This window comes from Vibrio cortegadensis, from assembly GCF_024347395.1.
GTDB classification, from domain to species: Bacteria; Pseudomonadota; Gammaproteobacteria; order Enterobacterales; family Vibrionaceae; genus Vibrio; species Vibrio cortegadensis.
Map to the genome: position 1 here is coordinate 1573971 of NZ_AP025472.1, position 15095 is coordinate 1589065.

The window sequence follows — 15095 nt, forward strand, 5'->3', positions numbered from 1 at the left end:
CTTATTTACCTTGGTCTTTAAGTAATCGAAGTGAGTTGGAGACTACGATAATAGAACTTGCCGACATACCAACAACGGCAATATATGGCGCAACAAGTCCTGAAACCGCGAGAGGCAAAATTAGCAGGTTGTAACCTAAAGACCAAGCTAAGTTTTCGCGAATTATCTTACGTGTTTTAAGTGCCAGAGTTCGAGCCTCAAGTAATCGGTCAAGACGATCTCCAAGAAGAACCATATCAGCAGAAGCTTTAGCTACATCTGTACCGCCACCCATCGCGACAGACAGGTGAGCACCAGCAAGTGTTGGTGCATCGTTGATACCATCACCAACCATCATGGTGATTTGCCCATCATTGAGGTGATTTAAAAAACTAAGCTTATCTTCTGGTTTCGCATCACTAATCACTTCATTAATACCAATTTCATCGGCGACTAACTTAGCATTGGCATACGAATCGCCAGTCAACAACGTGGTCTTGATTCCTGCTTGTGCAAATTTCTTAATGAAGTTTACACTCTCTTTACGAATAGGATCACTGTAATGAAAAGTTGCTATATGCTTTCCATTCATTGAAAGGTAAACACAGTTACTTTGCACGGTTTGCTGTTTGTTCAATACAAATAGGGCACTACCAATTTTCAATTCTGAACCGTTATAATGACCAATAATCCCAGAGCCGATAATATTATTTACATCAGAGAGCGAAACCTCATTGTCGCTATATTCTCTAAATGCTTTGGCTATCGGGTGGTTAGCATGGCTTTCAAGAGCAGCAGCAAGAGACAAGCAGGATGCTTCATCAATCTCAGCAAGAACGTCGATTTTACTTATGACAACGTCACCTTTAGTCAAAGTACCTGTTTTATCAATCACTAAATGATTCACTTTACACAAAGTTTCAAACACATGACCTTTACGTAGAAGAATACCAAAGTTACCCATGCGAGAAGTCGCACAAGTAATAGCGGTTGGCGTAGCAAGAGATAGTGCGCAAGGGCAGGTTGCCACTAATACTGCTAGCATGATCCAAAATGCATCTTCAGGTTTAGACTGGTGCCAATACAGCCAAGTACAGCCAGCAATAACTAATAAAATAGCGACAAAATAACGCGCGACTACATCTGCAATTTGAGCAATTTGTGGTTTTGACATCTGCGCTTCATCTTGAAGACGAACAATATTCGAAATCATTGAATCTGCTTTCGATGAAGTCACTTCTAGTTCGAATGATTCATCACCATTTAATGTTCCAGCAAATACGGTTGAACCAACCTTTTTAACAACAGGGAGTGACTCACCGGTCAGCATGGATTCATTAATGTGAACGCGGCCAGATAAAATGACCCCATCAGCAGGAATATGTTCGCCAGGCCGTACACGTATTTGGTCTCCTAGTTTCAGCGTTCTGACTGGTACTTGATCTCCATCTAACGTCGTTGCAATGGCAGGGATTAATTTAAGTAAATTTCCACTTGCCGCAGCAGCTTTGCGTCTCGCTCGCATTTCCAAATATCTGCCCACTAATAAGAAGAAAGTGAACATTGAAATTGATTCAAAGAATACTTCACCTTGCTCAGTCACCGTTGCGATAAGGCTAGCGACATAAGCAAAAATAAGCGCGATAGATACGGGAACATCCATACCAAGCGTTCGAGCACGAATGCTACGCCATGCGTTGGTATAGAAAGGAAGCGCAGAGTAGAGGAGTACAGGTGTCGCGAATATTAAGCTGACCCAACGGAAGTAATGCTTGAACTCCGGCTCAAGATCACCAAAGACTTCTAAGTAGAGCGCAACGGCAAGCATCATCACTTGCATTGTTGCAAGGCCAGCAATCCCTAAACGATAGAGGTATTGCTTCATCGCCTCGTGGTACGCGGCTTCTTGTTTATCCGCTTCAAAAGGTGCAGCCTTATATCCTAAGCGATGGATAACACCTAAAAGTTCACTCAATCGAGTTTGAGTTTTATCCCAACCGAGAATTGCACGGTTGGTTGTAGTATTCACACGAATTGAAAATACGCCCGCTTGAGAAGAGACCTGCTTTTCAATCAGCCAAGCACAAGCGGCACAAGACACGCCTTCTAAAGAGAGAGTGACTTCTGCACTATTTTCTGAATTACGAACAAACTCAGACTGCACGTCTTCATTGTCATAATGAATTAGGGCGCGTAATTGTTCCGGTACAAGATCAGCCTTTTCAGCTGGAGCAGTACGATATTGATAGTACGATTCAAGTCCACTTTCGACAATGGTTTGGGCGACGGTTTCACAACCAGGGCAACACATCTCCCTATTTTCACCTAAAATTTCAACTTGAAAGTCCGTGTTGGCTGGTACTTCTTCACCACAGTGGTAACACGATTTGCACATAGTTTTAGTTCATTAGTTCTGTAGGGGACTCACTAGGAAAAGTAACACGACCTTGAACAAGCCACTCTGCATTATGCGGAGTAAGCTCGATAAACCAAGGTCCTTGCATCGCTTTATCAAGCGTTAGACGGTAATCACCATTTGCATCCGATGTAAGCAACTGAGTGAAATCTCGGTCAGGTAAAGTTCGGTGAACAAACATTGCTGTAAGCGCAGGGTAGTGATCTAACTGTCCCTTGTTAAATGAGATAACAACATCATTTTCGTCTGAAAAAACAGAAGCACTCAGCTCTAGTTCTTTCGCGACATTGATTTTTGATAAATCAATGTTGATGCCTTTTCCCTTTTTATAGTAATCCTCAGTCACTAAAGAAACAGAGTTTTGCGAAAACACGATGACAGTAATAACGGTCCATACCACAACGACAAGTGGCATCGAAATCAAGAACCACGGCCAGAATTGTTTATACCAAGGCTTTACCATAAAAAAGATCTCAACGACTAAAATAAGAAAGTTTATAAACTATAGGAAAGACAGCCCCTTAGATAGGGGCTGTTATTGAAATGTTACTTATTATCGGAATTACTTAGGCTCCAAACGTACGCTGAAACTAACTGAACTTTGTCTTTACCTAGGATACCGTCCCAAGCTGGCATTACGCCAGAACGTCCATTCATTACAGTTTCTGTTACGTCTGCACGTGAGTCACCAAATAACCAATCGTGATCGGTTAAATCAGGTGCGCCAACCGCAGGGTTACCTTTGCCATCTGTACCGTGACAAGCAGCACACACGACGAAGCGAGATTTACCAGCCTCAGCTTCACGAGCGTTAACTTTACGTCCCGATAGGCTTAGCGTGTAGCTCACGACTTCTTTAACGCCTTGCTCGCCTAAAGCATCCTTCCAAGAAGGCATTGCACCAATACGGCCTTTCATAACCGTCGTTACAATAGCTTGAGGCTCACCACCGTATAGCCAAGCGTCATCAGTTAGGTTAGGGAAACCTTTCTGACCACGAGCATCTGAACCATGACACTGTGAACAGTTTTGTAGGAACAGACGTTGGCCAACTTTGATTGCATCAGGATCCGCTGCAATATCAGGGATAGAGCGCAGGTTGTTGCCTGATTCATCATAAGCTAAGCGTTTAAATGCTTCACCAAAATAGGTTTCCGCATCATCAAGTTCTTTAGCGTATTGAACAGGGCGTTTGTTCTCTTGAGAAGCAAGAATCGACGCCTTAGACTCTTCAACAGTGCGAACAAGTTGATCCGAACTCTGCCAGCCTAGTAAGCCTTTGAAGTTACCTAAACCTGGATATAGCGCTAAATAAACAGCAGCAAAGATAAAGGTACTGATGAACAGATAAGTCCACCATTTAGGCAGTGGGTTATTGAGTTCACGAATACCATCGTATTCGTGGCCCATGTCTTCACCATCCTCAACACCCATTTTATCTTTTAGGCACCAAGTCAAGATAACAGCACAACCCACAAGCGTACCGACAGTAATTACGATGATCCAGAGACTCCAGAATGTAGTCATTACTTAGTCACTCCTTGTTGGTTAGGATGTTGTTCTTTTTTTGGTTCATCAGCGAATACAAGATTAGCGGCTTCGTCGAAACGAGATTTACGGCTTTTACCGTAAGCCCACCAAACTACACCAATGAAACAAACAAAAACGGTAACGGTCCAAATGCTTTGAAAAGTAATAATATCCATAATTACACCTTATTTCATTGCATGACCGAGAGATTGCAAGTATGCAACAACAGCATCCATCTCAGTCTTACCAACAACATCTGTTGAAGCATTCGCAATCTGTTCGTCAGTGTATGGAACACCAAATTGATTACGGAATATTTCAAGCTTCTGCTGCGTAAGTTTGCCATCTAGTTCGTTCTCTGCAAGCCATGGGAAACCAGGCATGTTTGATTCAGGAACTAATTCGCGAGGATCAATCAGGTGAACACGGTGCCACTCATCAGAGTAACGACCACCAACACGAGCAAGATCAGGGCCAGTACGTTTAGAACCCCATAAGAATGGGTGTTCCCAAACACTTTCACCAGCAACAGAGTAATGACCGTAACGCTCTGTTTCAGAACGGAATGGACGAATCATTTGGCTGTGACAAACATTACATCCTTCACGGATATAAACATCACGACCTTCCATTTCTAGCGCAGAGTATACGCGTAAGTTCTCAACAGGCTCTGTCGTTTGCTTCTGGAAAATCAACGGAGTGATCTCTACCAATGCACCTAGGCTGATTGCAAAAACAATCAAAATTGCCAATAAACCGACATTACGTTCAACTATTTCGTGGCGATTATTCGAATTTGAGCTCATTCTTAAATCTCCTTATGCCGGGTGAACGATAGCTTTAAGGCTATCTTTCGGTGCAGTGATGGTTTTGTACGCGTTGTATGCAAGTAAGAACATACCAGTTAGGAAGATAAATCCACCTAAGAAACGTACGAAGTAGAATGGGTAAGACGCTTGTACTGATTCAACAAAGCTATAAGTCAATGTGCCATCAGAGTTAACTGCACGCCACATCAAACCTTGCATAACACCAGAAATCCACATTGCTACGATGTAAAGAACAGTACCAATTGTTGCTAACCAGAAGTGAGCGTTGATTAGGCTTACAGAGTACATACGTTCTTGACCAAACAGGCGAGGGATCAAGTGGTATACAGAACCAATTGAAACCATAGCAACCCAACCTAATGCACCAGAATGCACGTGGCCGATCGTCCAGTCAGTGTAATGTGATAATGCGTTTACTGTCTTAATAGACATCATCGGACCTTCAAAAGTCGACATGCCGTAGAAAGAGAGTGAAACGATTAAGAAACGTAGAATAGGATCGTAACGAAGTTTATGCCATGCACCAGATAGGGTCATAATACCGTTGATCATACCACCCCAAGATGGAGCGAACAGAACAAGCGACATTACCATACCGATAGACTGAGTCCAATCAGGTAGGGCTGTGTAATGAAGGTGGTGAGGACCAGCCCAAATATACAGAGATACTAAAGCCCAAAAGTGAACAATTGATAAACGGTAAGAGTAAACAGGGCGTTCTGCTTGCTTAGGGACAAAGTAATACATCATTCCTAAGAAGCCAGCTGTAAGTAAGAAACCTACGGCGTTGTGTCCATACCACCACTGTATCATCGCATCTACTGCACCAGAATAAATCGAATAAGATTTACCCAAAGAGACAGGGATTGCCATGCTGTTCACAATATGAAGTACTGCGACAGTGAGGATAAAGGCTCCAAAGAACCAGTTAGCTACGTATATGTGTGATGTTGTACGCTTTATCAATGTTCCAAAGAACACGATGGCATAAGCAACCCATACAAGTGTTATAGCAATATCAATAGGCCATTCTAGTTCTGCGTACTCTTTGCCAGAGGTGTAACCCAAAGGTAAAGATATTGCAGCGGCTAAAATTATGGCTTGCCATCCCCAAAAAGTGAATGGAACCAGAGGGCCCCCAAATAGACGCGTCTGACAGGTACGCTGAACAACATAATATGATGTTGCAAACAGGGCACTTGTACCGAACGCAAAAATAACCGCATTAGTATGCAGGGGACGTAAGCGACTATACGTCAACCACGGCGTATCAAAGTTCAGCTGTGGCCAAACTAATTGAGCGGCAATCAAAACACCAACAGCCATACCGACAATACCCCAGAGAATAGTAACTAAGGTAAACTGACGAACGACTGTATAGTTGTAGTTTTGTTCAAGCTGCTTTTCTTGGCTCATTTGCATGCTTCCAATTTCTAATTAACTACACTTTACTTCCAACACGACAAATGTCGTAATGCCCCCCAATCGACAAGAAAACAGTACTTATTCAGAACTTTATGTTTACTTACTAATTTTAAAAAAAGAGGCATTTTCAACGCAACACTATACGTGAATTAACAATTCAATGACAGAGTAGTAACCTTACCTGTGGTCTGGATTTATGCTTTTATTTAAAAACTTTGAAGTTTGTTGCAAGGAGAGAGAGTAAAAATGGCAGCTCAAAAGCTAACGAAAGGTAGATTAGTTCAAATAATCATCATGTTAAGTCTTCTAATCGTCGCATTCACATGGCGTACAATTAACTATAAAGATGAGAAAAACATCACATGTAAACTTGGAGAAACTTGCGAGTTTCAGATCAATGAAACAAATTTATTGGTTACAAATCACTCTACAGGTATCACTCTAAATACACCCGAAAATTTAACAATTAAGGCAAAAATAATCGAGGGCTCCGGGAATATTGTTCAACATGATAAAAAGCTCATCATTACTAAGCAAAGTAATAACGTTAAATTAAAAATATCGTCAGAAAATGAGATTGTTTACTTAGCGCTGTTAAATTAATATTACCAGTATTATTGTAAATAACACCGATATTGCTCCTCAGATACCGTTAAACAGGTATAACGCTTACTCTTTACTATGTGAAACAAATCATGCAATTTATCTCTCTGACATCCAATAATACAGATGAACGAAATGTCGCTTTAGAGTTTAAGCAGCAACTCAAAACAACAAATATCAGCAGCTTGATTTGTTACTACACTGAAGAGTATTGTTCAGAATTATTATCACAACATTTGGTCGAAGCATTTCCGAATATACCGATCCAAGGCTGCAGTTCTTGCCAAGGTATTATGACGGAAAAAGGCTATCATTCAGGGCCGGTGGTCGGCATATTAGCCATCTCTGACTTAGGTATAAACGCCTACGGGACAGGTTTATCTCATTACTCAGATGATAGAGAAAATATTGATTCCGCCATTGCTCAAGCATTAGATGAGGCAATGTTAAGTGCCGACCGAATCGGTGAAGTGCCGAGTTTAATCATTCTCCATGCTACGCCAGGTGATGAAGAGAGAATGATTGCTTGTATTGATAAGAAATTCGGAACACTCGTTGCAATCATTGGAGGAAGTGCGGCTGATAACACAATTGACGGGAAGTGGTCTATTTTCAACGAAAAATCACATTGCCAATCAGGTGTCAGCGTCACTCTCGTCTATTCATCTCAATCAATTTTCACCTCATTCAGTGCCGGGCATTCAGCCACCGAATACCAAGGTACAATCACGAAGGCCCGTGGTCGAGAGCTACTAGAAATCGATCACAAACCCGCTTTAGAAGTCTACCATTATTGGACAGATCATCATCTAGGCAATTTAACTTCTGATGGTTACTTATTCGACAAGGCCACTATTTACCCATTAGGTAGAATCGCAGGATATATTTACGAACAGCCTTATTACAAACTATCACATCCAATAAGGGAGACACCATCTCAAGGAATCGAGCTTTTTACTTCAATCCAAGAAGGTGAGAAGATTTACCTTATGGTTGGAAACAAAACACATCTTATCGGCCGAGCCGCACGAGTTGTTAATTCCGCTTATAATCAAAAACTTGAAGATATGGAAAGGCTTGGTGGTATCAATATTTTTTGCGCCGGACCTATGCTTCACTTAAGGCAAGATATCGACGCCGTTTGTGATCAGATAAACACCGCCTTAGACGGTAAGCCATTCATCTGTCCTTTTACATTTGGTGAGCAAGGGCGCTTCATAGGTGGTGAAAACGGGCATGGTAACCTAATGATTTCATCAGCCGTATTTCACAAAGTTACAGGGTAATTATGGACGCTTGCGATAAAGAACAACTGCAAGAAGTGCTTTTAGAACTCAAGCACAGTCATGAAAGGGAAAAAAGACTTTCCGACGAAAATAGAGCGATTCTAGACGCTATTTCAGCCATGAGTGGTGCAGACAACCGCCAACAAATCTTTTTAGGTTTACAAACGGCATTAAGCAAATACATCGATGTCGAAGATTTTATTGTCATATCGCGTTCAAACGACACTCATGCATTTGAAACATTACTGACCACAAATGCCGCTTTCAGAAATATTGCTTGGAACAAAGACAAAAAATTCACTCGCGTACTTAATGGCGAGTGTATTATCTTATTTGAGCCCGCAACTCTAGATGAATTTATATCTCTTAACTGTGTCATTCGAGAAGAGGTCAAATCTGTTTTAATGACCGGTATTAATGCTGAAGTTACGCAGTCCGTTCTGCTTTTGATCGGAAGAAGAAAAGGGCAGTTCAGTTTAGAAGATAAACAAACACTCATTCGATTTAGCCCATTGATAGAACGAGCTATTATCGATATTGAGAATAAAGAAAAGTTAAATAATCTAGTAGAAGCAAGAACTCGAGCTCTAACGAAAGCTCAACAAGACGCGATCAAAGCAAACAATGCCAAGTCCGAGTTTTTGGCAATGATGAGCCACGAAATTAGAACACCACTAAACTCAGTTCTCGGCATGCTTGATATTATGAAGCAGACTCAAATTAATGCTCAACAGCTAGGAATTCTAACTCAAATGGAATCCTCCGCAGAACTTCTCCTCGCTATTATCAGTGACATTCTTGATGTTTCCAAGATTGAATCCGGCAGTTTTTCTCTTAATAAACAATGGATTAATATTAATGACACTGTCACTTTTGTAATTAGTCAATTACAGAATATAGCAGACAAAAAAGGGTTGAAGCTTAGTACATCTAATCTTATTGATACGAAAAAACTACACTTGATTGATTCAACTAGATTATCTCAAATCCTATTCAACATCGTAGGTAATGCCATCAAGTTTACTCCTGACGGCTCTGTCGATATATCATTAAACATCAACGAGAATAATCAACTCATCATAAAAGTCATCGATACAGGTATTGGTATTCAACAGAAAAAACTACCATTCCTGTTCAACCCATTCCATCAAGCAGACAGCTCGATTACCCGTCGATTTGGTGGAACAGGATTAGGTTTAGCGATTACTAAGCATTTGGTTCAGCTGATGGATGGAAAAATCTCCGTTGAAAGCAAGTTGGGCAAAGGAAGTAAATTCACGATTTCAATTCCGGTTCTTTCTAAGTGTAATGACGAGTCTCAAGAAGATAACAACACACCAATAGAGAGCCCAAGTCTTAATATTCTCGTAGTCGAAGATACTCACACAAACCAAATGGTGATAAAGCTTCTGTTAAGCAGATTAGGTCACACTGTAACAATCGCAAGTAATGGGCTAGAAGCCTACGAGTATATTCAAAAGCACCATCAACACTTAGATCTGGTATTTATGGACATTTCAATGCCAGTGATGGACGGCTTGGCTGCAACGAAAGTAATTCGCTCGCAAGGGATTACCATTCCGATCATTGCGCTGACAGCCCACGCGATGGAAAACGATAAACATGAATGTTTCAGAGTTGGTATGAATGATTTTATAACGAAGCCTGTAAGATCATCAGACATAGAAGCAGTTCTTCATCAATTAACAGCAAAGCTACCTCAAGAACATAATTAGACGTAAGTCTTTAAAACTTGATACTAAGAAAGTAAACAAGTTACTCCTAATAACTATATTCAGAATCGAAGATTAAGATATATAGTTATTAGGTATTTTATGGTAAATAGCGTTATTGTTAAATAGCATTTCAAGGTGAGAAGCGCAGAGACGCAAGGATAGTGGAAGTGTTTAAGTTAGATGGCACATCAACAATTGCAATTTAACATAATACACATAATACGCACCGAGATAGCGGAGATGATTCGGCCTCAAACGCTGCTAAACTTAGTACCAATGTCCCACAAGCCATTGAAATTCCAGACAATCCAAGACCTTCAAACTTTTTTGAAATTTGACTCCACAACGCCTGTTCCTCTGTTGTCTTTGCACGATCTGCTGCTAGACCAATTAGAACCTTTTCTTTATCTTCGCCAATTTGATCAGCGATAAAAAGTGCTTTGTTTTCCTTAAGATAGCTTCGACCTTTCCTGATTTCAGTAATCATTTGCGGACTAAGTCCAAGTTCATGAGCAATTTGCTTATCTTGAACAAACTTCATGTGCTCTTTGTATGCATCTAGCAGATTCGAAGTGTACATTTTGAAAATCCTCTTCCTGTCTTATCCCTTTATTGTAGCCGATTACTACAGTAAATCTTGTATTTACAGCACAGAGATTCCTGTATTAAATGACTACAGAAATTACTGTATTACACCCATTCGGTTTAAAGATTACTTCTCTCTAGGCCGTTTGGGTTCTCTTTTGACTGCCTTGGGCGTTTAGCCCTTGAAGCTTGCGCTCTCGGTGGTCACTCAACTGTTCAAGGTGGTTGTAATGGAAATTAAAGTAAACCCTCATAATTCAGAAATTAAACATTTGGTTCATGGTGATATTAAATTCGATTACTTACCGATTTCTGGTTTTGCTATTTTTCTTACTTTTTTTGAATCGACTGTTTCCACTTACATCAATCTTCCTCTAAACCCTAAAACGCTTGATGTTGTTCCTACTACAGATTGGCACTCTGACGGCCTCAATAGAATTCCTGCTGTTTCTTGTAATTTTGATAATGAATTTAAGGTGATTTTAGAAACACATTCGGATTACTTAGTTTTCTGTCAGTTCTTTGGTGTTGAGCCTCTTCCGCTTATCTCTGACCATTTCCATCTCTTTAATGCTAATGCGTTGGAGGCTTAATCATGGAAAACGTAATCCTTACCCCTGCTGATATTGATGCGATTGTCGAAGGCTTAACTGTTTTAGGAATTATTGTCACACTATCAGCAATGATGTTATTTCATGTGGCTAGGTTTTCTTTTGATTGCTTCATTCGAATGAGCATCAAAGAAGATATTGAACGTTTAAAACAAGTGCGTAGTGATTTATTAGCTGAAGTTACAGTTCTTCACACTCCTAATTCTAAATTGGATTCGGAGTAAATCATGACTAGCCCTTATGCGAACGGTGAAATCTACTACGACAACGAACCTAACGTTGGTGTGAATGCCTATTTCTCATGGGGGCATCATTTCTTTGCGTGTATGTCTGACTTCCGCGCTCACGTTGAACTGTCTCAAGCTCCAAACAGCTATGAACTGATTGAAATCACCGACGATAACTATCGTTCACTTTGTCGAATTGGAGTGTTTGCTCATGTCTGCTGATAAATTCGATAAATCCATTCGAGCGGTTAAGCCTTACAAGCCACGCGATAAGCATCAATTCAAAGTTGATCACAAAGCATTAAGTGACACTGTGACACCTGTTTTTATTGACCACTTAGCATGGTCGATGCCGATACGTTCACTTTCTTATTTGGATGGCGCTCTAGATAAAGATTATGTCCCTTACATGATGCCTGTCTTCCATCAACCGAAAGGTTTAACGGCTGAACAACAAAACGAATACGTAAAACGTTATCAGCAAGAATTCTATTTTCGAATGAATGTGTGCTTTGAATTGTTCATGCAAAAAGAGTTTGGAATGTTCCTTTCTCCTATGCGTGGCCGTGGTCTTCATGGTTATGAGGATTCAATGACTATCTTTGACATCACCAGAACGCATGAACTTGGTTTTGTGGGAATCGGTGGTAACAACGACACCATATACATTCAGATTAATGGTACTGGTTGCCAATACCTTTTTAATAAGACTACGCCAGCTCGTGTTCATTGGTTACTGACTGAGATTTTTGTAGTGCCTTCCCTATCCCGCCTTGATTTGGCTGTGGATGATTTCACTGGGAATTTCGACGCTAAATACGCTGAACGCTGTTGGTATGAAAAAGCTTTTAAATCTTCGCCTGACGCTCGTCGCCAAGGTTCAATGACACCTCACGTTAAATATAACGATGGTGGTTCACTGGATGAGGAAGCCACTTTAATCGGTAGCCGTTCTTCTACTCGCTACTGGCGTATCTATAACAAAAAGTTCGAAAGAAAAATTACTGACCCTGATGTGGTTTGGTATCGGAATGAAGTGGAGCTTAAAAAAATCTCCGTCGATTTTCTCTCTGACATATCAGCGTCGTTCGCGGGTCTTTGTGACTTCGCGGCCTCTATCGAACCGACACCACCCAAACGTCACGACACCATAAAGAAAAAAGCGATTTTGGACATTATGGGGAAAGTGGCGTGGGCAAGAAAGCAATGCGGAAAAACCCTTTCAGAAGTTATCGACTTTTATAACGGTGACTTAGAAAAAGCGTTTGGTCACTTAGTGCCTGACAAATACAAGACAAGAACGATTGATATGCCAGACGTTCATAAATCATTGGTTCAAGCGCATCTAGGCATAATCGACGCCCCTTTTTAATCGGAGAAACACACTATGAGTACAGCAACTGCCTTTTTCGTACATGGCATTAAACACACTATCTTCAAGAACTCGGGCAATGCATCGGCTTCCATCTACGTTGGCCGCGCATTGAAAGACTTTTCAAACGACAACATGGAAATCAAAGCGGCGGGTTACTTTGACAGTATTGAAGAATTTGAAAAGAACCGCTTTAAACATTTGGCTATTGAGGAAGTTTACGCTGAGAAAGTGATTAACAGCCGCGCTTTCGTCCCTTATCAGCAATATGAATTACGCACTGCGCCTATGCCTGATAACCCAATGCAATCGCACGTTGTTGAGATTATTCCTGTTGATGCAGAAGTTAAAAAGCACTTCATGGAATCCATGAAACAAACACCAACTAAATAAAATTCACATTGGGAGCTAATTATGATTTGTGCAAAGGTTGTTTCTAACACTCTTCAAGTTATTGATTTAGCTCCCGGTGAAGCTTGCCAATTCGTGACTCTGTTACAGCAGTCTGATTTTGCAAACCCTGAAGCGTTTCTTACAAAAGAGATTGTTTTTACTTTGCTTTCTGCGGCTGCTGGCGTTTATGGATTGGTTTTTGTGATTGATATATCACTTCGTCAACTTGGTTTTAGAGGATAAAACTATGAAAAAACTACTTGTAGGTGTTGCACTTACTGCCGTTGCATCAACTCCAGCTTTTGCGGCTATTGATGTTTCTGCTGCGACTACAGCTATCACTACTGATGGTACTGCGGCAGTTAGCTCAATCGGTCAGGCTTTAATCGGTCTAGCTGGTGTTGCTGTTGTCTTTAAATGGGCTAAAGGTTCAATTTTCGGTTAAACCTTTATGTGAAATCGGGGGCTTCGGCTCCCTTTTTTTAGGATTTAATTATGCCTCTTTATCTAACACCTCAAGACCTTATTTGGGGCTTCGTTCTTCTCCTCCTTTGGGATGCCTTTCGTCGTTTATTTTAATTGGATTTAATTATGAGTATTAAACAAAGCATTACTTTTTTATTTTTATTCTTGGGTGTTTCGTTTAATGCTTCGGCATATTTTGAAAATTATAAGGGTGAAAAGTTTGATTCTTTAGATACGGCCTTAACATCATATTTAAATTCTTGTGAGGCTAATGTTTATACCGGGCGGGCTTCTTATATTAAATTCATTGATGGCAGGGTTTCTTCTTCAACTTCTCTTTACTTAAGGTATTACACTTATACAGATTCAAATTGTTCCAATCTTTATACTGGGGCTAACAATTGGACAACTATTTCTTTCACAAATAATGAATGTCCTGTTGGTGAAACGTTCAATCAAACTACTGGCGAGTGTGAATCACCTCCTGTATGTACAGATGATCAAGTTTTAGATCCAAACACTGGTGAGTGTGCAGAGATTCCCTTTTGCAAACGTCAATCTACTTTAGAAGCTATTTTTTCTGAGGAACAAGCTTGTGCGGCTTCAAAAGGTATTTTTAATCATAGCTGTGATGAATTCCTTGATAAGTTAGATATGAAATGTACACAGCCTACTGAGTGTGTCATTGGTATGCCAAACTATCCTGATTGTTTGGGTGATTTAAACCCTACAGACCCACTTACACCGCCTGACGATTTTAATCCTGACCCTTCGAACCCTTCTACTCCTGCGCCTCCATCATTTGATAAAGATGAACCCGATTCAGTTACGCCAGATGACACCACTGATAAGGCTGTATTAACGGCTTTACAAAATTTGAATCGTGATAATAACAAAGCTTTTACAGCATTAAATACAGATTTGAATACTGGCTTTACCTCGTTAGATAACAAACTTAAAACACTGAATAAATCCAATGATGCAATTGGTAAAGCTATCAAAGAGCAATCACAACAAGATGTTGCCATTCATAACGCTCAAACCTTATTAATGACTCAACAAACTGGTGCCATTATGAATGGTACTACACAGGTAGTTCAGGGGCTTAATACTCAAACAACACAGCTAAAAGGTTCTCTTGACGGTGTTGCTCAAGCTATTGGCAATTTACCGTCACAACTAAATGGTGATGTTACTAGTCAAGGTTGTTCTTCTTTTAATTGTACTGGTAGTGCTCCCAGTTGTTTTCTAGCTAAAGAACGCTGGAGAGTTAATTGTGATGAATTAAAGAATGAAGAATCTGCAACTGAGCAAGGTGCTTTGTTGACTGATACTTTTCAGGCGTTAACTGAATCAGCTACTGATGAACATGGTGCTTATACCAGTGTATTTACTGATGCCAATGGTTCTGTTGATGAAATGCTTGATGCTTATACGTCTGATAATGGTTTCAGCTTTTCTTCTGGTTGTCCTTCACCTCGCACGTATGATTTAAAAATTGCGGTTTGGTCAATTGATTACACTCCTTTTTGTACACTAGCTCTCGTATTTCGTGGGCTTCTTTTAGCTTCCGCCTCAATAGCTTCTTTTTTAATGGTAGCTAAATTCATGTAATAAAAATAACTCATAGGTGATTT

Annotated in this window: 18 protein-coding genes; 11 read left to right on the forward strand and 7 right to left on the reverse strand. The window is 40.4% G+C overall.

Annotated features, from left to right (window positions below; translation table 11 throughout):
- Position 1: 1 nt before the first annotated feature.
- From OCV39_RS07560 to ccoN, 6 genes are all read right to left on the reverse strand, one after another.
- Positions 2-2374, reverse strand: a complete 2373-nt coding sequence (locus tag OCV39_RS07560) for a heavy metal translocating P-type ATPase (protein WP_261888180.1) — start codon at positions 2372-2374, stop codon at positions 2-4.
- Positions 2375-2378: 4 nt separating this feature from the next.
- A complete protein-coding gene (locus OCV39_RS07565; protein WP_017051536.1) occupies positions 2379-2858 on the reverse strand; it encodes a FixH family protein in 480 nt (159 codons plus the stop codon).
- 83 nt (positions 2859-2941) lie between these two features.
- Positions 2942-3922, reverse strand: coding sequence for a cytochrome-c oxidase, cbb3-type subunit III (ccoP, locus tag OCV39_RS07570; protein ID WP_017051535.1), 981 nt, complete (start codon positions 3920-3922; stop codon positions 2942-2944).
- A complete protein-coding gene (locus OCV39_RS07575) occupies positions 3922-4101 on the reverse strand; it encodes a CcoQ/FixQ family Cbb3-type cytochrome c oxidase assembly chaperone (RefSeq protein WP_017051534.1) in 180 nt (59 codons plus the stop codon). Before OCV39_RS07575 ends, ccoP begins: the two co-directional genes overlap by 1 nt.
- Positions 4102-4110: 9 nt before the next feature.
- The gene (gene ccoO / locus OCV39_RS07580; RefSeq protein WP_017051533.1) at positions 4111-4731 is read right to left on the reverse strand and encodes a cytochrome-c oxidase, cbb3-type subunit II; all 621 of its coding nucleotides are present in this window, start codon (positions 4729-4731) and stop codon (positions 4111-4113) included.
- Positions 4732-4743: 12 nt separating this feature from the next.
- Positions 4744-6171, reverse strand: coding sequence for a cytochrome-c oxidase, cbb3-type subunit I (ccoN, locus tag OCV39_RS07585; RefSeq protein WP_171756754.1), 1428 nt, complete (start codon positions 6169-6171; stop codon positions 4744-4746).
- Positions 6172-6426: 255 nt separating this feature from the next.
- On the opposite strand from ccoN, the gene OCV39_RS07590 reads away from it, so the two are divergent.
- From OCV39_RS07590 to OCV39_RS07600, 3 genes are all read left to right on the forward strand, one after another.
- Positions 6427-6783: a hypothetical protein gene (locus tag OCV39_RS07590; RefSeq protein WP_017051531.1), complete on the forward strand. Its 357-nt coding sequence runs from the start codon at positions 6427-6429 to the stop codon at positions 6781-6783.
- A gap of 92 nt (positions 6784-6875) precedes the next feature.
- Positions 6876-8069, forward strand: coding sequence for an FIST signal transduction protein (locus OCV39_RS07595; protein WP_113796744.1), 1194 nt, complete (start codon positions 6876-6878; stop codon positions 8067-8069).
- Positions 8070-8071: 2 nt separating this feature from the next.
- Positions 8072-9805 carry an ATP-binding protein gene (locus tag OCV39_RS07600; protein WP_171756755.1) on the forward strand — a complete coding sequence of 578 codons (1734 nt, stop codon included), beginning with the start codon at positions 8072-8074 and terminating at the stop codon, positions 9803-9805.
- Positions 9806-10007: 202 nt separating this feature from the next.
- Here OCV39_RS07600 and OCV39_RS07605 read toward each other — a convergent pair whose 3' ends face one another.
- The gene (locus tag OCV39_RS07605; RefSeq protein WP_261888181.1) at positions 10008-10385 is read right to left on the reverse strand and encodes a DUF3693 domain-containing protein; all 378 of its coding nucleotides are present in this window, start codon (positions 10383-10385) and stop codon (positions 10008-10010) included.
- A 235-nt stretch (positions 10386-10620) separates the two neighbouring features.
- On the opposite strand from OCV39_RS07605, the gene OCV39_RS07610 reads away from it, so the two are divergent.
- The 8 genes from OCV39_RS07610 to OCV39_RS07645 all read left to right on the forward strand — a co-directional run bounded on the left by OCV39_RS07610 (position 10621) and on the right by OCV39_RS07645 (position 15072).
- Entirely contained in the window at positions 10621-10983 is a 363-nt protein-coding gene (locus OCV39_RS07610) for a hypothetical protein (protein ID WP_017051515.1), read from the forward strand.
- Between the two features lie 2 nt (positions 10984-10985).
- Positions 10986-11225, forward strand: coding sequence for a hypothetical protein (locus tag OCV39_RS07615; protein ID WP_261888182.1), 240 nt, complete (start codon positions 10986-10988; stop codon positions 11223-11225).
- Between the two features lie 3 nt (positions 11226-11228).
- Complete coding sequence (locus OCV39_RS07620; protein WP_017051513.1) at positions 11229-11450, forward strand: hypothetical protein; 222 nt, start codon at positions 11229-11231, stop codon at positions 11448-11450.
- A complete protein-coding gene (locus OCV39_RS07625; RefSeq protein WP_261888183.1) occupies positions 11440-12600 on the forward strand; it encodes a replication initiation factor domain-containing protein in 1161 nt (386 codons plus the stop codon). The genes OCV39_RS07620 and OCV39_RS07625 overlap by 11 nt, the downstream gene beginning before the upstream one ends.
- A 15-nt stretch (positions 12601-12615) precedes the next feature.
- Entirely contained in the window at positions 12616-12993 is a 378-nt protein-coding gene (locus OCV39_RS07630) for a DUF1293 family protein (RefSeq protein WP_261888184.1), read from the forward strand.
- A gap of 21 nt (positions 12994-13014) precedes the next feature.
- Positions 13015-13236, forward strand: coding sequence for a hypothetical protein (locus OCV39_RS07635; protein ID WP_171756313.1), 222 nt, complete (start codon positions 13015-13017; stop codon positions 13234-13236).
- 4 nt (positions 13237-13240) lie between these two features.
- Positions 13241-13438: a major capsid protein gene (locus OCV39_RS07640; protein ID WP_261888185.1), complete on the forward strand. Its 198-nt coding sequence runs from the start codon at positions 13241-13243 to the stop codon at positions 13436-13438.
- Positions 13439-13584: 146 nt separating this feature from the next.
- Positions 13585-15072, forward strand: coding sequence for a virulence factor TspB C-terminal domain-related protein (locus OCV39_RS07645; RefSeq protein ID WP_261888186.1), 1488 nt, complete (start codon positions 13585-13587; stop codon positions 15070-15072).
- The last annotated feature ends 23 nt before the right edge of the window (positions 15073-15095 follow it).